This window comes from Frankia nepalensis (assembly GCF_016786325.1).
GTDB classification, from domain to species: Bacteria; Actinomycetota; Actinomycetes; order Frankiales; family Frankiaceae; genus Pseudofrankia; species Pseudofrankia nepalensis.
Map to the genome: position 1 here is coordinate 17,048 of NZ_JADWYU010000091.1, position 23,398 is coordinate 40,445.

The 23,398-nt window shown below is 71.0% G+C and carries 18 protein-coding genes; 12 read left to right on the forward strand and 6 right to left on the reverse strand.

Features of this window, described 5'->3' with window-relative positions; translation table 11 throughout:
• Nucleotides 1-158: 158 nt before the first annotated feature.
• Nucleotides 159-2,756, reverse strand: coding sequence for a rifamycin-inactivating phosphotransferase (rph, locus tag I6A81_RS06530; protein ID WP_203005515.1), 2,598 nt, complete (start codon nucleotides 2,754-2,756; stop codon nucleotides 159-161).
• A gap of 332 nt (nucleotides 2,757-3,088) precedes the next feature.
• Here rph and I6A81_RS06535 point away from each other — a divergent pair, with 332 nt between their 5' ends.
• Both I6A81_RS06535 and I6A81_RS06540 read left to right on the forward strand, forming a co-directional pair.
• Nucleotides 3,089-4,009 (forward strand): NADP-dependent oxidoreductase, encoded by a 921-nt coding sequence (locus tag I6A81_RS06535; RefSeq protein ID WP_203005514.1) that lies wholly within the window; start codon nucleotides 3,089-3,091, stop codon nucleotides 4,007-4,009.
• A gap of 189 nt (nucleotides 4,010-4,198) precedes the next feature.
• Entirely contained in the window at nucleotides 4,199-4,717 is a 519-nt protein-coding gene (locus I6A81_RS06540; RefSeq protein ID WP_203005513.1) for a DUF3291 domain-containing protein, read from the forward strand.
• 147 nt (nucleotides 4,718-4,864) lie between these two features.
• Here I6A81_RS06540 and I6A81_RS06545 read toward each other — a convergent pair whose 3' ends face one another.
• Nucleotides 4,865-5,785 carry a nuclear transport factor 2 family protein gene (locus I6A81_RS06545; RefSeq protein WP_203005270.1) on the reverse strand — a complete coding sequence of 307 codons (921 nt, stop codon included), beginning with the start codon at nucleotides 5,783-5,785 and terminating at the stop codon, nucleotides 4,865-4,867.
• Nucleotides 5,786-5,846: 61 nt separating this feature from the next.
• Here I6A81_RS06545 and I6A81_RS46105 point away from each other — a divergent pair, with 61 nt between their 5' ends.
• Complete coding sequence (locus I6A81_RS46105; protein ID WP_407661263.1) at nucleotides 5,847-6,131, forward strand: CoA transferase; 285 nt, start codon at nucleotides 5,847-5,849, stop codon at nucleotides 6,129-6,131.
• On the opposite strand, the gene I6A81_RS06555 is transcribed toward I6A81_RS46105, so the two are convergent.
• Nucleotides 6,067-6,456 carry a VOC family protein gene (locus I6A81_RS06555; RefSeq protein ID WP_203005268.1) on the reverse strand — a complete coding sequence of 130 codons (390 nt, stop codon included), beginning with the start codon at nucleotides 6,454-6,456 and terminating at the stop codon, nucleotides 6,067-6,069. The two genes, I6A81_RS46105 and I6A81_RS06555, sit on opposite strands and share 65 nt — an antisense overlap.
• Nucleotides 6,457-6,859: 403 nt before the next feature.
• On the opposite strand from I6A81_RS06555, the gene I6A81_RS06560 reads away from it, so the two are divergent.
• From I6A81_RS06560 to I6A81_RS06575, 4 genes are all read left to right on the forward strand, one after another.
• Nucleotides 6,860-7,876, forward strand: a complete 1,017-nt coding sequence (locus tag I6A81_RS06560; protein WP_307874504.1) for a glycoside hydrolase family protein — start codon at nucleotides 6,860-6,862, stop codon at nucleotides 7,874-7,876.
• Between the two features lie 246 nt (nucleotides 7,877-8,122).
• Nucleotides 8,123-9,436 (forward strand): thymidine phosphorylase, encoded by a 1,314-nt coding sequence (locus I6A81_RS06565; RefSeq protein ID WP_203005266.1) that lies wholly within the window; start codon nucleotides 8,123-8,125, stop codon nucleotides 9,434-9,436.
• 202 nt (nucleotides 9,437-9,638) lie between these two features.
• The gene (locus tag I6A81_RS06570) at nucleotides 9,639-10,058 is read left to right on the forward strand and encodes a CBS domain-containing protein (RefSeq protein WP_307874505.1); all 420 of its coding nucleotides are present in this window, start codon (nucleotides 9,639-9,641) and stop codon (nucleotides 10,056-10,058) included.
• Nucleotides 10,059-10,194: 136 nt separating this feature from the next.
• Nucleotides 10,195-11,640 (forward strand): NAD(P)/FAD-dependent oxidoreductase, encoded by a 1,446-nt coding sequence (locus I6A81_RS06575; RefSeq protein WP_307874506.1) that lies wholly within the window; start codon nucleotides 10,195-10,197, stop codon nucleotides 11,638-11,640.
• A gap of 111 nt (nucleotides 11,641-11,751) precedes the next feature.
• On the opposite strand, the gene I6A81_RS06580 is transcribed toward I6A81_RS06575, so the two are convergent.
• The gene (locus I6A81_RS06580) at nucleotides 11,752-13,446 is read right to left on the reverse strand and encodes an alkaline phosphatase D family protein (RefSeq protein ID WP_203005264.1); all 1,695 of its coding nucleotides are present in this window, start codon (nucleotides 13,444-13,446) and stop codon (nucleotides 11,752-11,754) included.
• A 374-nt stretch (nucleotides 13,447-13,820) separates the two neighbouring features.
• On the opposite strand from I6A81_RS06580, the gene I6A81_RS06585 reads away from it, so the two are divergent.
• The 3 genes from I6A81_RS06585 (at nucleotide 13,821) to I6A81_RS06595 (ending at nucleotide 17,232) form a co-directional block, all read left to right on the forward strand.
• Nucleotides 13,821-14,558 (forward strand): DUF4184 family protein, encoded by a 738-nt coding sequence (locus I6A81_RS06585; protein WP_203005263.1) that lies wholly within the window; start codon nucleotides 13,821-13,823, stop codon nucleotides 14,556-14,558.
• A gap of 241 nt (nucleotides 14,559-14,799) precedes the next feature.
• Nucleotides 14,800-15,579, forward strand: a complete 780-nt coding sequence (locus I6A81_RS06590) for a TetR/AcrR family transcriptional regulator (RefSeq protein WP_203005262.1) — start codon at nucleotides 14,800-14,802, stop codon at nucleotides 15,577-15,579.
• Between the two features lie 108 nt (nucleotides 15,580-15,687).
• Nucleotides 15,688-17,232, forward strand: a complete 1,545-nt coding sequence (locus I6A81_RS06595; RefSeq protein ID WP_203005261.1) for an MFS transporter — start codon at nucleotides 15,688-15,690, stop codon at nucleotides 17,230-17,232.
• Nucleotides 17,233-17,331: 99 nt separating this feature from the next.
• Here the strand turns inward: I6A81_RS06595 and I6A81_RS06600 are convergent, their stop codons facing one another.
• Entirely contained in the window at nucleotides 17,332-18,630 is a 1,299-nt protein-coding gene (locus tag I6A81_RS06600) for an ABC transporter substrate-binding protein (protein WP_203005260.1), read from the reverse strand.
• 225 nt (nucleotides 18,631-18,855) lie between these two features.
• The gene (locus I6A81_RS06605; RefSeq protein ID WP_203005259.1) at nucleotides 18,856-19,056 is read right to left on the reverse strand and encodes a hypothetical protein; all 201 of its coding nucleotides are present in this window, start codon (nucleotides 19,054-19,056) and stop codon (nucleotides 18,856-18,858) included.
• A gap of 557 nt (nucleotides 19,057-19,613) precedes the next feature.
• Between I6A81_RS06605 and kstD the strand changes: the two genes are divergently transcribed.
• Together kstD and I6A81_RS06615 are read left to right on the forward strand one after the other, a co-directional pair.
• A complete protein-coding gene (gene kstD / locus I6A81_RS06610) occupies nucleotides 19,614-21,314 on the forward strand; it encodes a 3-oxosteroid 1-dehydrogenase (protein ID WP_407661264.1) in 1,701 nt (566 codons plus the stop codon).
• 27 nt (nucleotides 21,315-21,341) lie between these two features.
• The gene (locus I6A81_RS06615; protein WP_203005271.1) at nucleotides 21,342-23,141 is read left to right on the forward strand and encodes a cholesterol oxidase substrate-binding domain-containing protein; all 1,800 of its coding nucleotides are present in this window, start codon (nucleotides 21,342-21,344) and stop codon (nucleotides 23,139-23,141) included.
• Nucleotides 23,142-23,398 lie beyond the last annotated feature (257 nt).

Sequence of the window (23,398 nt, forward strand, 5' to 3'; positions counted from 1 at the left end):
CGGGCGGCTGCCATCGGGCTCAGCAGCGTTCCGCGCCGCGGCCCACGCTCGTTTGGGCCGCCGGCGCGCGGCCCGCGGCAGATCCGGATGCCGAGCAGGTCGGTGCCGCTCGGAAATATGCCTGGCAAGGCGGATGGGCCTTCTCGATGAGTGGTCGGTCAACGCAGAATCTCGACGTACCCGTCGCTTCCGTGCACGCGGATCCGCTGCCCGTCGGGAATCAGCCGGGTGGCATCCACCACACCGACGACAGCCGGCAGCCCGTACTCCCGCGCGATCACCGCGCCGTGTGTCATCAGTCCTCCGACCTCCGTCACCAGGCCGGTGACAGCGACGAAGAGGGGCGTCCAGCTCGGGTCCGTGTGGGCCGTGACGAGGATGTCACCCGGTTCGAGATCAGCCTGGGCCATGTCCAGGATGACGCGGGCGCGCCCTTCGATGGTCCCGGCGGAGACCGGTAGGCCGATCAGGGCGCCGGTCGGCACGTCGTCGCGTCGGTAGGCCCCGGCAATGACCTCGCCATCCGAGGTCAGCACCCGGGGCGGCGTGAGCGCGTGGTACGACCGGAACGCGTCCTTGCGCCGCTGGATGAGCTTGTCATCCACCTGGTTGGTGCGCACGACGCCGTGAAGTTCCTGGAACGTGAGGTAGAAGACGTCCTCCTTCTCGGGGAGCACGTTGGCCCGCACGAGGCGCTCGGCCTCGGCCAGCAAGGCCTGCTTGTAGACGAAGTAGCGGCTGACGATGCCGTACTTCGGGTACTCCCGGTAGCCGATGAAGGTCCGGACCCGGTCGATCATCTTCTCGGTCTCGGTGGCCTTGTGCTCCCCGTCCGGCAGGGCCCGCAGGTGTTCGAGCACCTCCTGCGTCTTCTTCCGCGCCTCCCGCTGTCCTTGCTCGAAGCGCCGCCTGGCGGCGCCCGGCGCGAAGTTCCTGACGTTGTCGAGGATCACGGGCACGAGCGTGCTGGGGCGTTCACGCCAACGCGGCCTCGTGATGTCGATCTCGCCGACGCAGCGCATGCCGTACCGGTCGAGGTAGGCCTCGATGGCGTGGCGCGCTTCGGTCCCGCCCGAGAACTTCGGCAGCGCGTCCAGGAAGCCGTCGTCCTCGACGCCCCGCAGGAACGCCACCACCTCCGGATGCGGGCGGATCACGTCGGCGACGTCGAGCAGCGCCAGTCCCATCTCCGACGTGACGTTGCCGGGGGCGGACAGCGTGAGGGTGTCGGCCGCGTTCTTCTCGCCCAGCCATTCCCGCAGCTGGTCATTGAGCCACCAGGTGGCCGCCATCCCCGCCATGATCGCCTGCATGCTCAGTGGATCACCGAGGACTCGCTTGTGCTCCTCGAATGCCTCCAGCAGGAAGTCGAACAGCGCCGGTCCGCTCTTCGTCCGGATCTCGCGCCGCAGGGCGGCGATGGACGCCTGGCTGCGCTCCACCAGCTCGGTGACGATGGCCGGATCGGTCTCGATCGGGGTGGACGCGCCGCGGACCGGCGGCCCAGCGGGACCCCCGTCGGGGAGCGTCGGGATGAAGTCGCCGCGGTCGAGGACGGTCTCCAGCGCGTCCCTGATCAGCGGATCGCCCCTCCCCATGAGGTCCAGGAGGCCGGCGCGGCTCGCGGGCGAGGCCAGGCGCCGGGTGACGTCGACGAACAGCCTCCCGCCGGCCGCGTGCATCGGCGCCATGGCCGTCAGCTGCCACATCGAGAGCCCCAGTGGCTTCATGGGGTCGGTCATCATCTGCTGATGACCGACGGAGACGTAGACGTGGTTCTCCTGGTCGTCGGCGGCGGGGATGGGAAACAGTGTGGTGATTGGTCGGCTCTGCACGATCTGGAAGTCATCGTCGACCAGGCACCATTCGATGTCCTGCGGGCGGCCGAAATGCGCTTCGATCCGCCGCCCGAGTCGCACGAGCCGCAGAATTTGCGTGTTCGTCAGCGCCGGCTGCTCCTGCCGGTGCGGGTCGATCGCCACTTCCCTCGTCCCGCCGGCCGGCAGGGCGTGAATGGCGCGCTGTTTGGCGGCGACCGCCTGGGCGACGATCGCGCCGTCGCGCACCTTGAAGACGTCCGGGTTCACCAGGCCGGAAACCACGGCCTCACCGAGGCCGAAGCTGGCGTCCACGGTGGCGACCTTCCGGTTGCCCGTGACGGGGTCGGCCGTGAACAGGATGCCGGCCGCATCCGGGAAGACCATCTGCTGCACGACCACCGCCATGTGGACCGCGCGGTGGTCGATGCCGTTGCGCTGGCGGTAGGTCACGGCCCGCTCGGTGAACAGCGACGCCCAGCACCGGCTGACGTGCCGGAGGATCTCCGCCGGCCCCACGATGTTCAGGTACGTGTCCTGCTGGCCGGCGAAGGAGGCCGTCGGCAGGTCCTCTGCCGTCGCGCTGGATCGCACGGCGTAGGCGGCTCGCTCGCCGAGCTGGGCGAGCGCGTGGGTGATCACCGTCGCCAGACCGCCCGGGATGGCAATCCCTTCGATGGTCCGGCGGATCTCCGCGCTGAGCGTGCGGACCGCCTCCCGGTCATCCGGGTTCAGGCGCGACAGCTGATCGAGCAGATTGGCGATCGACGGTGCATCCGCCATGATCCGCCGGAAGGCGTTCGTCGTCACGCAAAACCCAGCCGGCACCCGGATGCCTTCGATCCGCGACAGCCCGCCCAGGTGCGCGGCCTTGCCGCCAACGACCGCGACCCGCGTCGCGTCCACCTCTTGAAGATCCAAGACGTACTGCTCGATCATCGCGATACCTCCGAGGCAGCCGTGCTCCGTCGCACCGCACTGGCCGATCGAATCACCGGCCTCTCAAGCTGTGTCAAACCTCTTGTTGGGCACGTCCTCATGCCTTGGTTGGCTTCCCCGACGACGGCCAGCACCGTGGCGGCGGCAGAATCGCCGCGGCCCGCAAGCTCATCCGCGGCGGTACGCGCCTCACCGAGGAGGATGGTGCGGTGACCGCCGGTGGCATCCGGACCGCTGTCACACCCGGGTGGGCCACCTCGTCTCCCCATGTGCGGCACAGAACGAGACCGATGGACCTGTTCGCTCGAATGCGAAGAACGGGAGGGACCGCCATGCAAGCCATCACCGTTCGAGACCGCGCCGCCGGCGTCGGAGGACTCTCGCTGACGGAGATGCCATACCCCCACGCCGCCGAGAACGACGTCATCGTGCGCGTGCACGCCGCGGGGTTCACCCCTGGAGAGCTTGACTGGCCGGGAACATGGACCGATCGCGCCGGCCGTGACCGGACGCCGAGCGTGCCTGGACATGAGCTGTCGGGTGTCGTCGCCGCGCTGGGCTACGGGACCACCGGCCTTACCGTCGGCCAGCGGGTCTTCGGACTGACCGACTGGACCCGCGACGGCTCGCTGGCCGAGTACGCCGCGGTGGAGGCCCGCAACCTCGCCCCGCTTGCCGCGGACGTCGACCACATCGTGGCGGCCGCGCTGCCGATCTCCGGGCTCACCGCCTGGCAGGGTCTTTTCGATCACGGCCGGCTCACGACGGGCCAGACCGTCCTGATCCACGGTGCCGCGGGCGGCGTCGGCTCGATCGCGGTGCAGCTCGCGCGCGAGGTGGGAGCCCGAGTGATCGGCACAGGACGGGCCGCCGACAGGGACATCGCGCTCGGTCTGGGCGCCGATGCCTTCCTGGACCTGCAGTCCGATCACCTGGAAGATGCCGGCGAGGTCGACGTGGTGTTCGACGTGATCGGCGGCGACGTCCTCGGCCGCTCGGCCGCTCTGGTGCGCTCCGGCGGCACGCTCGTCACCATCGCCACGCCGCCCAAGGTCCAGCCCAGGGACGGGCGGGCTGTCTTCTTCGTGGTCGAACCCGATCGCGCCCAACTCGCGGACCTCGCCCGGCGACTCCGGGACGGACGCCTCAAGCCGATCGTCGGGGCCGTGCGGACACTGCGGGAAGCGCCCGCCGCGTTCGCCCCCGCCCGGCGCACCCCCGGCAAGACGATCATCAGGGTCGCGGAGGACTGAGAGCCGTCACGACCGGAATGCGGTTCGCCGGCTCGGACGCCCAGTGGGACCGCACCGGTTCGTTCTGCGCGGGGCTGGTGTCCTGTGCGGGGTTGGTGTCCGATCCGCCGGTGGCCGAGCACTTGCGCGCCCAGGCCTGAGTCGTCGAACCGGCGGCGACCGGCTGGGCACGCATCTATCGTTCCTGCCATGGATGGCGACGCGGGCCGCTGGGAACTGGCGCAGGTCAACATCGCGAGGCTGCTTGCGCCACTCAGCAGCACCCAGTTGGCGGGCTTCGTCGCGGCGCTCGAGCCGGTCAACGCGCTGGCGGACGCCGCGCCCGGTTTCCGGTGGCGGCTGCAGGACGACAGCGGCGACGCCACCGCGATCCCGGCGTTCACGTGGGACACGGGAACCAGCGCCGGGGTCATCGTGAACCTCACGGTCTGGGCGTCGGCCGAGGCGCTTGCCGACTTCACGTTCTCGGGGCGGCACCGCGAGGTGCTCCGCCGCCGCAGGGAGTGGTTCCAGCCCATGAGCGAGGCCTATCTGGCGCTGTGGTGGGTGCCGGCCGGCGCATGGCCGACGGTCGCCGACGCCGAGGAACGCGTCCGGCACCTGCGCGAGCACGGCCCGACCCCGTGGGCCTTCACGCTGCGCGAGTACTTCCCGCCGCCGGGAACGCCGGCCGGCACTGTCGCGTCGAGCCAAGCCGGGTGGTCGTGACCGGAGATCTTCCCGCGATCAGGTCGCCCGGCTGGCCGGCCGGCCCGCCGGGCGCGACTGAGGATCCATCGGCCCCGCCCAGCGGCATCCCGGCCGGACGATTCCCAGCCAAGATCACTCGACTTGGCGGGAGGTAACAGGGCCTCGTCAACTCGGGATGACGCCGCCGGCGGCGATCCACCGCTTGACGACATCCTCGGCCTCGCGCGGCGAGTAGACGTCTTCCTCGTAGCTCCACTTCCCGCCGCCGGCGTAGTGGAGGATCGTGTTGACGTCGAATCCGTAGTAGCCGTCGTCGCCTTCGGGTGGCGGCAGGATGTTGGGGATCAGCGCGTTCACGCGGTTGCCGTCGATCAGGTAGTACGAGACCGGGAATTCCATCGTGGGGAACGGCTGCATCACCGAATTGATCCAGTCGCGGATCTCGCGCTGGCCGCGGAAGTAGCCGTAGTGGTGCTCGCGATAGTGGGCATCGTCGGTGAACTGGTCGGCCCACTGGTCCCAGTCGCCGGTCGCGACAGCCAACGCGGCGCGCTCGCGGTACCTGGCGAACTCGGCCTCGACCTCCGCGCGCGGGAACGCCGGCGCCGGCGGCTGCGGTGCCCAGTCCGTGATACCCCGCAACGAGCGATCCTGCGGCGTGGTCCTGCGTCCACCGGCCTGGATCCACTCACCGAACACGCGCTCGGCATCGGCCGGGTTGTAGTAGTCACCCTCGAAGCGGAACTTGCCGTCGCCGCCGTACTCGAGGAACGCGGTGTTCGGGAACCCGAAGCGCTTCCCCGTACCGGTCGGGTCGGGCAGGTTGTTCCAGATGTAGAAGCCGATGCGGTCGCCGTCGATGGCCGCCCACTCGATCCACATCGTCATGGCGGGGTACTCCGCCATGCACGAGACGATCCAGTCCTCGATCGCGTTCTGCCCACGGAACACGCCGAGGTTGTGCTCCTCGTAGAGCGCGTCATCCGTGAACATCTTTCCCCACGCCGGCCAGTCGTAGGTCTCGACGCCACGCCGCCGGTACTCCGCCCACGCCGCCTCGATCTCTTCGCGTGGATAGTTCCGCATCGAACAGCCTCCTCTGGTGTCGGGGGCCGCGGCGGCTGCCCGCTCATGACTGCCCAAGGGGATCCGCGTCGTCGAGAGCCCACCGCTCGAACCCGCGTCGCTCGGCGCCTTGCTCGCCGAGCTCGGCGTCGACATCGTCAAGGTCGATCCGCCGAGCGCGGGCGACTACACGCGGTGCGTGGAGAGGCCACTCGTCGACGGCGTCTCGATCTTCCACCGGCACCGCGAGCGCGGCAAGAGCCGCCTCGGCCTCGGCCCCGCCCACGTCGGCGGCGAACGCGTCAGGTCGTCGGGGCGTCCGCCGGGTACCAGCGGAGCTCGACGGTGTTGCCGTCGGGATCTTTGATGTAGAGCGACACGGCGTCGCCGCGGGCGCCGAAACGGGTCGCCGGGCCGTCCACGACCGTGACGGCGCCCGCCTCGATCACCTCCCGCCAGTCGAGCGGCTCGACGACGAGACAGAAATGATCCACGTTGGCCGAGCCCCGGGGGAGCGCTACCAGGTCGATGATGGTCTCGCCGCTGACCCGGACGGACGGGAACGGGGCCTCGCCCGCTCGCCACTGCTCGACCCGGACGGGCTCGAGCCCCAGAACACCGCAGTAGAAGGCGAGCGAACGCTCGACGTCGTCCACGTTGAGCACAAGATGGTCGAATCCGATGACCCGCATGATCATCAATCCTTCCCTGTCGGCCTGGGCGATGACCTGGACCAGAACATCACCACCTGGTCGAAGGGTCCAGGCGGCCGTCCCGCTTCTGGCTCGACGGGTGGTCCCGTGAGAGTGCCCCGTCGGCACCATGTCACGATTGGCGCGGCTTGAACCGTTGTGTGGTGTTCGTGCCGGAAGGGGTGTCGTGCCCGGGGTGGGGGCGGCCGGACGCACAGCCAGTTCGTCACTGAGGTGAGGAGAGGCTATGCGGGAAGACGGTGTGTCCAGATTTCGCCGCGGCTACGGCGCTCTTGGCGGTCGCGAATCGGCGCGGGACGGCGGAGCCGACGCCTCGGACGCGTCCACCACCCGTAGGCGCTGGGCGAGGCGCCGCGCGGGAGCCCGGTTCGGGGTGGTAGCCGTGGCGGCCACCGTCGCGCTCGCCGTCGCGGGATGCCAGCCCGGCGGCGGCACGCCGGGAGCGTCCGGGCCGGGCACGACCGCCGCTCCCGGCGGGTCCACGCCGTCGACGTCCGGCGCCCCGACTCCGGCGCCCCCGACGCTTACGGGCACGACAACCCCGGCCACGACGGCGCCGGCGGTCACGGGTTCCCCGTCGCTGTCCCCGCCGCCCGCGCAGGCCACGAGCCCCACGGTCATCGCCCCGCCGCCGCCCCGGCCGCCCGCCGCGAGTTCGGGGAAGAAGGGCATCAGCATCTGGAACTTCGGCGGGCTGGAGAAGGCTCTCAAGGACGTGGGGGCGTCCTGGTACTACAACTGGGCGGCCAGCCCCGGAAACGTCCCGGCCCCGTCGGGAACGCAGTTCGTGCCGATGATCTGGGGCGCCAAGTCGGTCACCGCGGACAACCTGCGGCGGGCGGCGGCCAGTGGCGACACGATCCTGGGCTTCAACGAGCCCGACCTCGGCAGCCAGGCGAACATGACCGTCGAGGCGGCGCTGGAGCTGTGGCCCCAGCTTCAGGCGACGGGCAAGCGGCTCGGCAGCCCGGCCGTGGCCTTCGGCGGCGCCGACCAGGGCAGTTGGCTGGACCGCTTCATGACCGGCGCTCAGCAGCGTGGCCACCGGGTCGACTTCGTGGTGCTGCACTGGTACGGCAGCGACTTCAACCCGACGCGGGCGACCGACCAACTCCGCAGGTATCTGCAGGCCGTGTACGACCGCTACCACCTGCCCATCTGGCTGACCGAGTACGCGCTGATGGACTTCGCGGGCGGCACGGCCAAGGCGCCGTCGAAGGACCAGCAGGCGGAGTTCGTCACCGCCTCGACCACGATGCTGGAGAGTCTGCCCTTCCTGAGTCGCTACTCCTGGTTCTCCCTCCCGGCCACGTCCGACGCTCCGACCGGCCTTTACGACGAGCAGGGCACCCCCAACGCCGCCGGCCTTGCCTATCGCCGCGCCGGCTCCACCAGCTAGCAGGTCGTCGGTACGCCGGCCGGGCCTGGCGGGCGTTCAGGGGCTCATCGCTCTGGCCGGCACCGACGGGCCAGCCGAACCCGGACGGTGGCCAGATGGCCAGATGGCCAGGTGGTCACCCGTCACGGCCGGCTCGTCGGCGCTGGCGGCGACGGAATCGGCGGGTCGACGTCACGCCACGTCGCCGAGTCCAGGCGTGTCGCGCATCGGCCTCCTGGGCCTTTGACCAGCGAGGAGACTTGGCGCATGAATGCTGACGCCTCCGCGCGCGCCATCGACGCTGTCGTCCGCACCAGGACGGGTACCGCGTTGGCCGCGAACGAGATCGAGCGGCTGGTGGCGGACTTCGTCGCCGGCCGGATTCCCGATTACCAGATGTCCGCCTGGCTGGCGACGGTGGCCTGTCGGGGCCTGTCACGGGCGGAGACGGTGGCGCTGACCCGGGCCTATGTGACCGGCGGTGAGACGCTCGATTTCGCCGCGTCGGGACGGGTGGTGCTCGACAAGCACAGCACCGGCGGCGTGGGCGACACGGTGAGTCTCGTCGTCGTGCCGCTGGTCGCGGCGTGCGGAGTGGCGGTGGCCAAGATGAGCGGCCGCGGCCTGGGCCTTACCGGGGGCACGATCGACAAACTGGAGTCCATTCGTGGGCTGCGGCTGGAGCTCGACGCCGACGACGTCTACCGGATGGTCGACCAGGTCGGAATGGTGATCACCGGGCAGAGCGCCGGGCTGACGCCCGGCGACAAGGTGACGTACGCGCTGCGAGACGTCACCGGAACAGTCGACAGCCTGCCGCTGATCGCGGCGAGCATCGTCAGCAAGAAAATAGCGGTGGGCGCGCACGGTGTGTTGTTCGACGTGAAGACAGGCGCGGGGGCGCTCATCCCGGACCGCGACCGGGCGGTCGAGCTGGCGCGGCTGATGGTCGAGGTAGCCACCGGCGCCGGGCTGCGCTGTCGGGCCGTGCTCACGGACATGAGCCAACCGCTCGGGTACGCGGTCGGAAACGCCCTCGAGGTGCGTGAGGCGTTGGACGTGCTCAGGGGCCGGGAGGTGCCGGGACTGACCGATATCTGCCGCACGATCGCCGAGCTGATGCTGCGAAGCGCGGACCCGGATCTCACACCGGCGGACGCCGAGCGGAAGGTGAGCGGGATCCTGGCCGGCGGCGAGGGCTACGAGCAGTTCGTCCGCTGGGCGGTGGCGCAGGGAGCCGAGCCCGCCGCGCTGGAGGAACCGGACGGGCTGCCCACCGCCGAGTGCCGCACGCAGGTTGTCGCCGACCGCGGGGGCTACGTACGCGAGGTCGACCCACGCGCCATCGGCACGGCCGCCATGAACGTCGGGGCGGGCAGGTTCGTCAAGGGTGGCTCGCTGGACTACTCGGCGGGGGTCGTGCTGCGCCACCGGGTGGGGGACCAGGTCGCGGCCGGCGAACCGCTCGCCGTCATTCACCATCGCCACGGCGTCCAACCGCCCATCGACCTCGTCAAGGACGCATTCCAGCTGTCCGAGTCCGCGCCGCCCAGCAGGCCGGTTCTTCTGCAGGTCATCTGAACCTGTCCCGGAAGCGCCAGACGGCATGAGGAAGTGGTGGCCCGTCGCCGAGCCGCCCTTGGGTGGAAGGACCGTGGCCGGTCGTCGCGGCGATTCGGCGGTCCGGGGGCGTGGCCGGTTTTCGCGGGGTCGTCGGGGGGTTTGGGCGGCGTTGTCCGGGCATGGCGCCGTTACGGCTTCCGAGACCTCGAGGAGGACACCCGTGGCCCGAACGGTGGCTGAGATCATGACCAGGGATCCCGCGACGATCCAGGCCGACCAGCCGGTGGTGGAGGCCGCGCGGCTGATGCGGGCGTCCGACGCGGGTGACGTCATCGTGTTCGACAACGGGCGGGTCGCGGGGATCCTCACCGATCGCGACATCGCGATGCGGGTGGTCGCCGAGGGCCGGGACCCGGCCGCCACGCCGGTTCGGGAGGCGTGCAGCGGCGAGCTGACGACCGTCACGCCGGCCACGACCATCGTCGAGGCCGTCCGTCTGATCCGCGCGAACGCGGTACGGCGGCTGCCGGTCCTCGACCGGGGCCATCTGGTGGGTGTCGTGAGCATCGGCGACCTGGCCATCGAGCGTGCCGAGGATTCCGCGCTCGCGCAGGTCAGCGCCGCGACCGGCAACGACTGACGACGCGGGGCCGGTCAGCGGCCGGACCGGTCAGCGCGGGGCCGGCCCGGCGGGGGGCCGGCCGAGCCCTGAGCTGGCCGGCCCGGCCGCGCGGCGGGAGAGTGGCACCCGGCAGTGACGGGAGGAGAGCCGAACCGTGAAGAACTCGACCGCGATGGCGCGGGCGGAGCGGATAGCCGAACGCGTTGGCCGCCGCATGCCAGGTGTGGGTGGCGGCGCTCCCGCCGGGAGCGAGCGTGCTCGAACGGCCACCGACCGCCCGGCCCCGGGCGGCGAGACGCCGCGGGTGGTCGTCGTCGGGGGCGGATTCGCCGGCCTCGGGGTGCTCCGGTACCTCGAGGCACGACTGCCGGCGGGCGCGGCCGACCTCGAGCTCGTCTCCCCGACGGACCACCTGCTCTACACCTCCCTGCTGCCTCAGGTGTGCGCCGGCGACGTGGAGCCGCGGCACCTGGCGGTGTCGGTACGGGGAACGTTGCGGCGGGCCGTCCTGAGACCGGGGCACGCCGTCGACATCGACGTCGCGGCACGCACGGTCACGGTCGCGGGCGGCGACGGCACGACATACGAGACCAGCTGGGACCGTGTCGTCCTGGCACCCGGATCACTCACCCGCACCTTCGACATTCCAGGCCTCGCCGAACACGGCCTCGGCCTGAAGAACCTCGCCGAGGCCGTCTACCTGCGCGACCACGTCCTGCGTCAGCTCGAGTACGCGGACATGTGCGCCGACGCCGCCGAGCGGCGAGCGCGCTGCACGTTCGTCGTGGTCGGCGCCGGTTACACCGGAACCGAACTCGCGGCCCAGATGCGCCGGTTCACGGCCGGCGTCCTCGACCGCTTCCCCCGGCTGGCGGCCGACGACCTTCGCTGGGTCCTGCTCGACCTGGCACCGCGGGTGCTTCCGGAACTCGACGAGGCCCTCGGCGCCGGTGCCATGAAGGTGCTGCGCGAACGAGGAGTGGAGGTCCGGCTGGAAACCTCCGTATCGAAGGTCACGGCCGGGTCGGTCACGTTGAGCGACGGCGAGATCCTGCCCACGCACACCCTCGTCTGGTGCGCGGGCATCACCCCGAACCCGCTGGTGGAGAAGGTCGGTACCGAGACCGTCAAAGGCCGGCTCGTCGTCGACGAACACTTCGTCGTCCCCGGCGCGGCGGGCGTGTTCGCCCTCGGCGACGCGGCGGCGGTACCCGACGTGACCAGGGGCGGGGCTCCCGCCGGGCAGACCGCGCAGCACGCCGTCCGCCAGGGCGCGGCCGCCGGGCGCAACGTCGCGGCCTCACTCGGCTACGGCAGGACACGGCCCTACCGCCACCGTGACCTCGGGTTCGTCGTCGACCTCGGCGGCGCCGACGCCGTCGCCAACCCGCTCGGGATCCACCTCTCGGGTGTCGCTGCCGCGGCGGTCACCCGCGCCTACCACCTGCTGGCCCTCGGCGCGGGCACCAACCGGGCGCATGTGGCCGCCGACTGGCTGCTGGCCGCGGCGGCACCTGAGCAGGTGGTCCAGCTGGGGTTCCTTCCCCCGGCCAAGGCGACGATCACCGAGGTCGAGGACACCCACATCTACTCCGGATGAGCCGAAGGATCTACTCCGGACGAGTGGCAAGGGCTGACCGGCACCAGGACCGCCGACACCGACAGCTAAGGCTCCGCGGGAGCACCTGGGGTGTGTCCCACGGGACACACCCTAGGCTCGCTGGGCGCCGGGGCGGCCGTTCTCGATCACCCAGGTGGCATCCGTGGTGGTCGGCGCGTCGCGTTGGTCGATGGTCTGCACCGTCCGCATGTCGGCGCGGCATTCGTCCGGTGTCACCGTGATCCGGGTGTAGCCGCGCCGGTCGCCGCGGAAGTAGCGGACGTGCGGGTTGAAGCGGGCGTTGTTCTCGGTCACGAACTCGTCGCTGACGAGGAAGTACGCCGAGCTGACCGAGGTGCAGACGAACTCGGTGGCCACCACCGGCGAGTCCTGCGCGTCGAAGTCGACTCGCAGGTCGTTCACCCACGCGCAGTGGATGTCGCCGGAGAGCACCACGGGGTTGGTCGCCCCGGAGTCGCGGACCTCGGCGAGCAGCCGGGACCGGTACGGCCCGTAGCCGTCGTTCTGGTCCAGGTTGGCCAGCACCTCGCCCTGGCCGACGGGCAGCTGGGCGTTGACCTGGGCCATCATCGTCTGCTGGGCGATCACGTTCCAGCGCGCCGACGATGCCCGCAGCCCGTCGACCAGCCAGCGCTCCTGCTCGTCGCCGGCCATGGTCCCGGTGGTGTTGGAATGGCCGTCTACCGCGGGGCCGATGCCATCCGCCGGCCGGCCGGGCGGCGGGGTGCGGTACTGGCGGGTGTCCATCACGGCCAGGTCGAGCAGGTCGCCGTAGCCGAACCGGCGGTACAGCCGCAGGTCGGGCGATCCCGGCGTGTAGTCGACCCGGATCGGCATGTGCTCGTAGTACGCCTGGTAGCCGGCGGCGCGCTCGCGGGCGAAGGCTTCCGGCTCCTGGTGGGCCGGGCCGGTGTCGCGGCTCTCGTCCACCAGCCCGGCGTAGTTGTTCTCCACCTCGTGGTCGTCCCAGGTGACCACCCACGGCGCCGCGTGGTGCGCGGCCTGCAGCTGCGGGTCGGACTTGTACTGGCCGTACCGGGCGCGGTAGTCGTCCAGCGTGCTGAGCTGGCCCAGTCCCGGTGTCGCCGGCGCGGTGTGCCGCCGGTCGGCGAGCCGGCCGGCCGGGTCACCTTCGTAGATGTAGTCGCCGACGAAGAGCACCAGGTCGGGCCGGTCGGCGGCGATCGCGCCGTGCGCCGGCCAGTAGCCCTCCTCGTAGTCCTGGCAGCTCGCCAGCGCCAGCGACAGCTTCGAGCCCGCGGCGGTGCCCGAGCCGGCGGCGAGCGCCGTCCTTGTCCGTCCCACCGGGCTGATCACCGTGCCGGCCCGGAACCGGTAGAAGTACTCGCGTCCCGGCTCGAGGCCCTTCGCGTCGACGTGCACCGAATGCGCCAGCGCCGCCCGGGCCGGGGCCGTCCCGACGGCGACCACCGAGGCGAACTTCTCGTCGGTGGCGATCTGCCAGTCGACCTCGATGTCGCGGTTCGGCATGCCGCCGCCGGCGACGGTGGGCTGGGCCGCCAGCCGGGTCCAGAGGATCACCGCGTCGGGCAGCGGGTCGCCGCTGGCGACGCCGAGCGCGAACACCCCGTCGGTCACGCCGGGGATCGGCGTCGCCGGCCGCAACGTCGGCGCCGCCGGGGGAGACGAGCCGCCCCCGCCACAGGCCGCGGCGCCGAGCAGGACCGCCCCGCCGACCAGCAGCGAGCGCCGGGACGGAGCCGGCACGGTACGCGCCGCCGATGCTGTTCTCACCGGCCGAAATCTAGTCCTCGTCACGCCCATCTGGGGCCAGTCCGCCGTGTCCGGCCAAGCGCCATCCTGAAGGCGTGGTCCGACAAGTCCGCCGTCGCCGCGATCCTCGAACCTCGACGGCTGACGCGCGCGACAGTCACCCGTGAACGTGGCCGAGTTTTCTCCGGACGGCCGTCGGCCTGGCGTCGGCGGTGCTCCACCGCTGTCGCGCATTTCCCGCGCCCTTCCTTTGCCCACCCTTTTCGCCGCTGGTGGTGTCATCATCTTCGCTCTGCGCGACTGGTGGTTCTGGTCCGGCGCGGAGCTCGGTTCTGGCGCGTCGACCTGTGAGCATGATCGCCGCGGGCGCTGCCCGGACGCGGCCGCGGGCATAATCGGCGGTAGTCCAGCGACACGGGGGACAGGTGCCTTTCACGCTGAGCCATCCCATGGCAGTGCTTCCGCTGAGGCGTCTTGGTCTGCCGATGAGCGCGCTCGTGGCCGGGTCGTTGGCTCCTGACGCACCGCTGTTTCTCGGGTGGCCCGACTATCGGCTTACCCATAGCGTGCTCGGCGCGGTGACGATCGTTCCGGTGCTGGCCCTGGCCGGGTTGGGTTTTTGGTTCTACCTGTTGCGCGATGCCCTGGTGGACCTGGCCCCGGATCCTGTCCGGTCGCGGCTGGTTTCCCGAGCGCGACTCACCGGACGCCAGTGGCTGTTGGCGCCGGCGGCGGCAAGCGTCGGGGCGATGACGCACATCGGTTGGGACGCGTTCACCCACTCGGGGCGGTGGGGTGTCCGCCAGGTGCCCTGGTTGAGCGCCGAGTACGGCGTCCTGCCGGGCTACCGGTGGGCTCAGTACGTCTCGAGCGTGGTCGGAATGGCCGTCGTCGCTGCGGCGATCATCGCTCACCTGCGAGCGCTGACGCGCGGGCCGCGTAGGCCGCGTCGGCACCGCCTGGAGCCGGTGGTTCTTCCGGCGGTCGTGGTCCTCGCCGTGGGGATCGGCGCGGTCGTCGGCCTGGCGAATGTGGGCCACGGGCCGCTCTATGTCGCCTTTCGGGGCGTCATTGCCGGTGGGGAGGTGCTGGCGGTCGCCCTGCTGCTGGTCACGGCTGGCTGGCGAGTGGCCCGGCGGGGCCCGGCGGTCGAGACCCTGTAGCACAGGCCGGCGCCGCCCCGGCCGCGCGCGGATGCATGTGGGATCTCGGCAGCCTTGTCGAGTTGGTCCTGACGATCGTCGCGTCGGGCGGTGCGCCGACACCGACCTGGCGGTTCCTCCCGCCCGGTGCCGGGAGGAGCGCCCTGCCGACTCCGCCCACGGCACGCTCCGGACGCCGCGCGGCGTGTCGGCCTTCGGACATCCATCCACAACATCAAGTTGACGGTGTCAATCTGAGCTCGTGACGTCCAAGCCACGCACGCGCGCCGGGCGCGGGGAAGGCGGCCGACTCGCCGAGGAGATCCTGCTCGCGGCCGAACAACTGCTCGTGGAAGCCGGCACCGAGGATGCCGTCACGCTGCGAGCGGTGGCCGAGCGAGTGGGCGTCACCACGCCGTCGGTCTACCTGCACTTCGCTGACAAGTCCGCCTTGCTGGCCGCCGTCTGCCTGAAGGGCTGGGCCGAACTGGGCGCCACGATGGCCGCCGCGGCCGAAGGGGTGGCCGACCCGTTCGAGGTGCTTCGCCGTTACGGCGCGTCCTACGTGCGGTTCGGTCTCGATCATCCCGTTCAGTACCGGTTGCTGTTGATGACACGAGCCTCGGCCGCGGTCCCGGCCGGGGGGCAGCCCGGCGTCACCGCGACCGACGTCACCGCGGCCGAGGTCGTCGCGGCCACGGCCGCGCTCGACCAGATCACCCAGGTCACCCAGCTGTGCATCGACGCGGGACTGTTCAGGGGCGAGGCACAGGCGCTCGCGCTGAGCATGTGGGCGGCCGTGCACGGCTGCGTCTCGCTGCTTCTCAGCATGCCGCGGTTCCCCTGGCCGCCGATCGAGGAGTACGTCGACCGCACGCTCCGGATGATCGGTTTCGGCGCTGGCCTGATCAGCCGGGTCGACGCGCCCGCGGGCACCTTCGGCAGCGAGGTCATGGCCGCGGAGTTCGACGCCACCGCCGCCCGGCTGGCCGCTCGACGGTCCGCCGGCGCGGTTGACCCCCCGCCCGCCGACCCGGGGTAGCCCCCGCGGGGGCGCCGACACGGCCTCGAAGATCACGGCGATGGCCGTCGACCCGAACCGTCCCGACCGCGGTTTCGACCATGGTCTCGACCGCAGTGAGGAAGCCCGGTGAACGAGTTACCGCCACACCCCATGCCAGGCCGGTCCTACCCGGCGCCGGCTCAGGCACTGGCACCCATGCCCGCGCCCGTCGCGGAGACGGCGCCGTCGGGGCCGTCGACCGGCGCCGGACATGCTGGCCGCGCTGGGCACGCCGGCCGGACCCTCGCGATCACTTCCGTCGGTGTGTTCGTCGTTTTCCTGGACGCGACGATCGTCAACGTCGCGTTCGAGGCGATGGGCCGTAGTTTCCAGGCCGGCACCGCCAGCCTGGCCTGGGTGCTGAACACCTATTCGTTGATCTTCGCCGCGTTGCTGGTACCGGCCGGCCGGCTCGCCGATCAGTACGGCCGCAAGCGGCTGTTCCAGGTCGGCCTGGTCGGGTTCGCGGTCACCTCCGTCGTCTGCGGCCTGGCACCCAGCGTCGAAACCCTGATCGCCGGCCGCGGGTTGCAGGCGGTGTTCGCGGCGTTCCTGGTACCGGCGTCGCTCGCGCTGCTGCTGCCCGAGTTTCCCGTCGAGAAGCGCGCCACCGCCATCGGCGCCTGGGGCGCGGTGGGCGCGCTCGCGGCCGCCAGCGGGCCGACCGTCGGCGCCGTGGTCGTCCAGTACACCTCGTGGCGCTGGGTGTTCCTCATGAACGTCCCGGTCTGCCTGGTCGCCGCCGCGCTGGGGATCAGAATCCTGCGTGAGAGCCGGGACGACACCGCGGACGGCCTGCCGGACCCGCTCGGCATCGTCCTCGTCGCGGTCGCGGTCGCGGCCGGCGCGCTCGGCATCATCCAGGGCCCGGAATGGGGCTGGGACAGCCCGGGGGTCCTTGGCGCGTTCGCCGTGGCCGCCGTCGGGTTGCCGTTGTTCGTGGCTCGCACCCGGCGCGCCGCCCAACCGGTGCTCGACCTGACGCTCTTCCGAGTCCGTACCTACGCCTACGCGAACGCCGCCTCGCTCACCTTCGCGGTGGCGTTCTTCGCCGTCGCGTTGGCGAACCTCATTTTCATGCAGACGGTGTGGGGATGGTCGGTGCTGCGGTCCGCGGTGGCCATCACGCCGAGCCCCGTGTTCGCCACGATCGCCGCGCCGTTGGCCGGCCGTCTCGCGGACCGCTTCGGACACCGCGCCGTCGTCGTCCCGGGAGCGCTGGTGTTCACCGCCGCGATGCTGCTCTACACCCGCGTCGACGCCACGCCCGACTACCTCACGGTCTGGCTGCCCGCGGCGGTGCTGTCCGGCATCGGGATCGGGATGACGATGCCCACGCTCGGCAGCGCGGCGGCAGCCTCCCTGCCGTCCGCCCAGTTCGCGGTCGGCAATGCCGTCAACGCGTCGTTTCGCCAGTTCGGCGCGGTGCTCGGCGTGTCGGTGTTCGTCGCGGTGCTGGGCACTCCTACCGGCGCCACCGCCATGGAATCGTTTCATCGGGTGTGGTTCGTCCTCGCCGCTGTCTCCGCGCTGACCTGCGTGCTGTGCGCCGGCGTCCGTACACCCTCAGCGAGAGCGGGCGGTCACCCCGGTGCTTCGGACAGCATGGGCGGGCTCGGCGACCGTCACTGACAGCCCCGGCCGTGGCTGGCGCCGACGACGACTTCGTCACGGCGATACCGGTCGGCGGTGCCAGTCGGGGCTGTCAGCCGGGCGTGTCAGTTGGGGGTGTCAGCCGGCGGCGGGGATGGGGTCGCCGCACCAGTCGCCGCCCGGCCGGTTGCCGGGGATCATCTCGAAGCGGTCGCCAGCCTGGTTGACCTGGAGGAAGTAGAAGCAGCTCATCGGCTGGTCGAGCCTGCCCAGGTCCACCCCGGCGAGCAGGCCGCCCCCGTCGTAGTCGTGCACCTGGCGCAGGTTTGTCATGAACGACTCGCGGGTCGGGCATGGTCCGGCGCGCTCGAGGCCCAGCAGCATCAGGTCGGCCGCCGTGTAGCCGGCGAGCGCGATCTCGCCGGTGCGGTCGTCCAGTTCGGGCGCGTACGCGTACATGTCGTTCATGAGGCGCTGCATCGCGGGAGTCTGCTCGTCGAACGTCGCGTAGGCGATCATCACTGTCAGGCCGGCCATCTGCTGGCCCTTGTCCGCCAGTTGCTCCGGGTGGTAGCCCTCGGCGCTCAGGGAGGCCTTGAGATCCACGCCCATTCCCTTGAGCTCGGCGAAGATGTCGATGAATGCCTGGCCCTGGACCGCGCCGACGAGCGCGTCGGCGCCGCTTCTGCGAACCGCCTCGGCGACCTGTTTCGGGCTGGAGATGTTCAGGGTGACGTTCGACTGGCCGACCACGTCCACCCCCGCGTGCTCCAGGCTGGGCGCGAACTTCGTCAGCACGTCGCGCGCGGCGGGAGCCTGCGGGTCGACGATCAGGAACGCCTTCGTCGCGCCCCGCGATTTCACGAATTCGCCGTAGGTGGTGATGCTGCCGGGAAGGAAGATGTTGCCGAAATGGAAGACGTTGGAGTAGCTGCTCCAGTTGACGTCGGTGGCGACGCCGACCACCGGGATGTCGTTGTCGCGCAGCCACTGGAAGGACCCCGACGCGACGAGGCTCTGCGCGAGCAGCGCGAACACCCCGTTGCCCTGGCCGTCGTCGACGAGGCTCTGCGCCTCACGCTGGAACTTCTCGGGGTTCGACTCGTCGTCGCGCCATTCGATGACGACCTGACGACCGTGGACGCCGCCGGCCGCGTTGGCGGCGCCGATGCGGGCGGACACGGCGCTGGGTGTGGCGCGAAAGCCGGTGGCGATCCCGCCGCCGCTGTCGGGATAGACAAGGCCGATCCTGATGGTGTCCGCGGTGACCCCGGGCGCGGGTGGACATTCGCCCGCGCCGCCCGCGCCGTCGGTCGAGCCGGAGCCGGAGCCGCAGCCCGCGAGCACCGCGGGCAGGACCACGAGAACGGCCGCGGCCGTCGCCGTGAATCTGGAAAGTAATCGTCCAGCAACCATCGGTGTCTGGTCTCCCGTCATCACGCGCTCCACGACAGGGCGAGGTCACCCCCGTCGGCCAGGCCGCGGGTGGGTGACCCACGTCACGTCATGCTCCCCCTGTGCCGGACAATAGCGTCGGTCGACGCCAGATGCGCCGCGGGTCTCGACGGGGGATCCGGACATCGGAGTCGCTCGCCCTCGGATCGGCGTGGCCCGCGCGGCAGGAAAGGGCGGTCCGTGGCCGGGTGACCTGGTCGTCAGGTGCTACCAGCCCGCGGACACGCCGTAGAAGACGTTTCCGCCGCTGAAGCCCGAGTGCCAGAGCTGACTGGCGGCGAAGTAGTCGACATAGCCGAGGTCGGTGTCCCAGCCCGTCTGGCCGCGCCCCACCCAGGCCCGGTAGCCGCCGGAGACGGGCTCGAACGCGGCGATGTCGGCACGGCTGTCGCCGTTGAAGTTCCCCACGCCCGGCAGTTCGGAGTTCGCGACGAAGTAGTCGCTTCACTTGGTCGCGGCGCCGAAGGTCGTCCCGAACGACTGCGCGACGTACGCGTCGGCGGCGGATCCGCGCGTGAAGTACACGATGTCGTCACGCCAGAGTCGGGGTCTTGCGGGTCAGCGGGATTCCTGGTCGGCGGCATGACAGCCGCCTGGGGAACCGGCGGTCGCGGCGAGCGACCCATCGAGCGCGATCCGGCGTTGACAACGTAACCAAGCAAGCGCATGCTTGGGCCCACTGTTCAGTGGTCAAGGCCTTTTCGTTCCTTGGCGCTGTGATTCTGGTCGCTTTGCCCATCCCACCTGTACCCGTCGTTCCTGCCTGCTTGCCCGCGCGAAGCCGCGCCCGCCTCAGGTATTGGCGCCGCCTTCGCCGACGTCGAAGGGACCTGTCCGTGGACGCCGTTTCGGACCCCGCCTTAACCCCCGGCCCAACGTCACCCGAGAGCGCTCGCGGCCCTGTCCGGCCCGCGGGCTTCAGCCGCCGCGCGGTGCTGCGCGGCGCCGCCTACGCCGGCGGAGGCCTGCTGAGCACCGGCCTGTTCAGCGGACTCGCGACACCGGCGTTCGCGGCGGCCGAGTACGACGTCGTGGTCGTCGGCTCCGGCGCCGCGGGTATGACGGCGGCCCTGCGGGCCGCGAAGCGTGGCCTGAGCACGGTCGTGATCGAGAAGGCGCCGACGTTCGGCGGCTCGGCCGCCCGGTCCGGCGCCGGTGTCTGGATCCCGAACAACCAGGTGATCCTGGCGGCCGGCGTGCCCGACAGCCCGGCGAAGGCGGCGGCCTACCTGTCCGCGGTGGTCGGCGGCGATGTGCCCGCCGCCCGGCAGAACGCCTTTCTCAGCAACGGCCCGGCGATGATCTCGTTCGTCGTCGGCAACAGCCCGTTGCGTTTCCGCTGGATGGAGGGGTATTCCGACTACTACCCCGAGCTGTACGGCGGCATGCCGAACGGCCGGTCCATCGAACCGGCGATGCTGGACGGCAACCTGCTCGGCGCGGAACTCGCCCGGCTCAACCCGTCCTACATTCCGGTACCGGCCGGCCTGGTCATCTACAGCGCCGAGTACAAGTGGCTCAACATCGCGGCCGTGAACGCGCGGGGCGTGGCGGTCGCCGCCGAGGCCGCCGCCCGGGGTGTCGCGGCGTCACTGGCCGGCCAGGTGCCGCTGACAATGGGCCAGGCGCTGGCCGGCGGGCTGCGGGCGGGCCTGGCGGCGGCGAACGTCCCGGTTCTGCTGAACACCCCGCTCGTGGACCTCGCCGTGGAGAGCGGTCGGGTGGTCGGCGTGGTCGCCACGCAGAACGGGACGAATACGACGATCCGGGCCCGGCGGGGTGTGGTCGTCGCGGCCGGGGGATTCGAGCGCAACGCCGGCATGCGCGCCGAGTTCCAGGCGCAGCCGATCGGCACGAGCTGGACCGTCGGTGCCCGGGAGAACACCGGCGACGGCATCGAGGCGGGGGAGGAGATCGGCGCCGCGCTGGCGCTGATGGACGACTCCTGGTGGGGGCCGGCGATTCCGCTGCCCGATCAGGCCTACTTCTGCCTGGCCGAACGGACGCTGCCGGGTTCGATCATGGTCAACCAGGCCGGGCAGCGGTTCGTCAACGAGGCGGCGCCCTACAGCGACGTCGTCCATGTGATGTACGAACGCAACGCGGTCTCGCCGCACATCCCAGCCTGGATGATCGTCGACCAGAACTACCGGAACCGCTACCTGTTCAGGGACATCGCGCCGCTGCTGCCGTTCCCGGACTCCTGGTATGACAGCGGCGCGGTGTTCAAGGCGTCGACGATCCAGGGCCTGGCCGCCAAGATCGGGGTTCCCGGCGCGGCGCTCGCCAGCACGGTCAGCCGGTTCAACGGCTTCGCGCTGCGCGGCCGAGACGCCGACTTCGGCCGTGGCGACAGCGCCTACGACCACTACTTCACCGACCCCGGCGTGATCCCGAACTCCTGCCTGGCGGCGCTGTGGCTGCCGCCGTTCTACGCCTTCAAGATCGTGCCGGGTGACCTCGGCACCAAGGGCGGCATGGTGACGGACGCGTCCGCGCGGGTGCTCCGGGCCAACGGGGCGGTCATCCCTGGGCTTTATGCGGCCGGTAACTCCAGCGCCGCCGTCATGGGCCACAGCTACACCGGCTCGGGGGCGACGCTCGGCCCGGCGATGACCTTTGGCTACGTGGCCGCCAATCACATCGCCGACAACCCGCCTGCCTGAGCCACCTCGTCAGGAGAACCAATGGACATGCAAGGAAGGCCCCACGCCCCGGCCGCGGCCGCGCGTCCAGCTTCGGCGCGTCCAGCTTCGGCTCCCGCGGCCGGCCCCGGCGGCTCGCGGCGCGCTTTCGTCGCCGGCGCGGTAGCCGCCACGGTGGCGGCTGTCGGCGCCAGCTGGACTCCGGCGTTCCGCGTGCCCGCGGCGGCCGGCGCGACGGCGGCGCCGCCCGGCTTCCCCGCCTCGATTCCGCTCTACCGGCAGGCGTTCCAGAACTGGTCCGGCGAGGTCGTGGTCGAGGATGTGTGGTCGTGCGCGCCGAGCACACCGGCCGAGGTCGTCACGCTCGCCAACTGGGCGCAGGTGAACGGCTGGCGATTACGGCCGGTCGGCGCCCGGCTGGCCTGGTCGCCGCTGGCATTCGCGGCCGGAAGTTCGGCCAACCTGCTGCTCGTGGACACCACCGACCACCTCACCGCGATTACCGTCAATCCCGGTTCTCCGGCGTCCGTAACCGCGCAGGCGGGCGCGACTCTCGATGCGGTCATGGCGGCGCTCGAACCGGCGGGTTATGGGTTGAATGCCGCCCCGGCGATTGGTGAGAACACTATCGGCGGGGTGCTGGCCACCGGGGCCCGCGGCACGGGGATCGCGGCCGTAGGCGAGACCACCACCCCCGGCCACACCTTCGGATCGCTGAGCAACCTGGTCGTGTCGCTGACGGCGGTGGTGTGGAACGGGGCGCAGGGCCGCTACGTCCTGCGCACGTTCACCCGCGGCGAGCCGGAGATCCAGGCGCTGCTCGTGCACCTGGGCCGGGCCTTCGTCGTCGAGGCCACCCTGCGGGTCGGCGCGAACCGCAGGCTGCGCTGCCAGAGCTGGTTCAACGTCAGCGCCGCGACCCTGTTCGCGCCGCCCTCGACCGCCGGTCCGCAGTCGTTCGCCAGCTACGTCGCCGCCAGCGGGCGGGTGGTCTGCATCTGGTTCCCGTTCACCGCGAACCCGTGGCTGCGGGTGTGGACCGTCAGCCCAACCAGGCCGTGGACGGCACGCCAGGTCAACGGCCCCTACAACTACCCGTTCAACGACATCGTGTCGCCGGAGATCTCGAGCCTGCTCTCGGCGATCACTCTCGGCGACGTGAGCAAGACCCCTTCGATGATGCAGACGCAGATCGGTCTGGTCGGCACCGGCCTGGTCTCCACCGCCAGCTGGGACCTGTGGGGCTGGTCGAAGAACATGCTCTCCTACGTCCGCTCGTCCACCCTGCGGATCACGACCACCTGCTACGCCGTCCACATCCGGCGGGCCGACATCCAGCGTGCCGTGGCGGAGTTCCACGCCTTCTACGCGGCGAAGCTCGAGGAGTACCGAGGCCGCGGGGAGTACCCGATGAACGGCCCGGTGGAGGTGCGGGTGACCGGCCTGGACAATCCCGCCGACTGCCAGGTCGCGGGCGCGGTGCCAGCGTCGCTGTCACCGCTGCGGCCACGGCCGGACCATCCGGAATGGGACGCGGTCGTCTGGTTCGACGTGGTCAGCCTTCCCGGGACGCCGAAACAGAACCAGTTCTACCGCGAGCTCGAGGCCTGGATCCGGTCGAATTTCAGCGGTGGGTACGCGGCTGTCCGGCCGGAGTGGTCGAAGCGGTTCGCGCACACCGACGCCGGTCCCTGGACCGACGCGTCCGCCCTGGCCTCGACGATTCCCGACTCCTACCGCGCCGGCGTGCCGGCGGGTACCGGCTGGGACGCCGCGCGCGCGACGTTGAACGCGTTCGACCCGCACCGGGTATTCAGCAACGCGTTCCTCGACGCCATGTTGCCCTGACGAGGTTGCCCTGACGAGCGCCAGCCCCGACGACGGTTCGACTGCATGCGGTACTCAGATGTAACCGTACGGTCATCGTTCGTGGAGGCGCTGGAGCGCCCGCTGATCAGGCCGGCGGGACGACTACCTCCGAGTACTCGAGCTCCAAGGCCGTCCACAGGCACTGCCCGCGAAGCGGCCGTGGCACCTTATAGTCGTCTCGAATGGTCGTCTTGTCGCGGAAGTCGCTGGCTGTTCCACTGGTCCGCTCTTGCGTG

What these genes read in the sequence shown, in the direction of transcription:
- I6A81_RS06615 (WP_203005271.1), top strand. Translation starts at nt 21,342, where the DNA reads ATGCAAGGAAGGCCCCACGCCCCGGCCGCGGCCGCGCGTCCAGCTTCG.
- I6A81_RS06565 (WP_203005266.1), top strand. Translation starts at nt 8,123, where the DNA reads ATGAATGCTGACGCCTCCGCGCGCGCCATCGACGCTGTCGTCCGCACC.
- I6A81_RS06580 (WP_203005264.1), bottom strand. Translation starts at nt 13,446, where the DNA reads ATGGGCGTGACGAGGACTAGATTTCGGCCGGTGAGAACAGCATCGGCG.
- I6A81_RS06535 (WP_203005514.1), top strand. Translation starts at nt 3,089, where the DNA reads ATGCAAGCCATCACCGTTCGAGACCGCGCCGCCGGCGTCGGAGGACTC.
- I6A81_RS06545 (WP_203005270.1), bottom strand. Translation starts at nt 5,785, where the DNA reads ATGCGGAACTATCCACGCGAAGAGATCGAGGCGGCGTGGGCGGAGTAC.
- I6A81_RS06555 (WP_203005268.1), bottom strand. Translation starts at nt 6,456, where the DNA reads ATGCGGGTCATCGGATTCGACCATCTTGTGCTCAACGTGGACGACGTC.
- rph (WP_203005515.1), bottom strand. Translation starts at nt 2,756, where the DNA reads ATGATCGAGCAGTACGTCTTGGATCTTCAAGAGGTGGACGCGACGCGG.
- I6A81_RS06540 (WP_203005513.1), top strand. Translation starts at nt 4,199, where the DNA reads ATGGATGGCGACGCGGGCCGCTGGGAACTGGCGCAGGTCAACATCGCG.
- I6A81_RS06600 (WP_203005260.1), bottom strand. Translation starts at nt 18,630, where the DNA reads ATGACGGGAGACCAGACACCGATGGTTGCTGGACGATTACTTTCCAGA.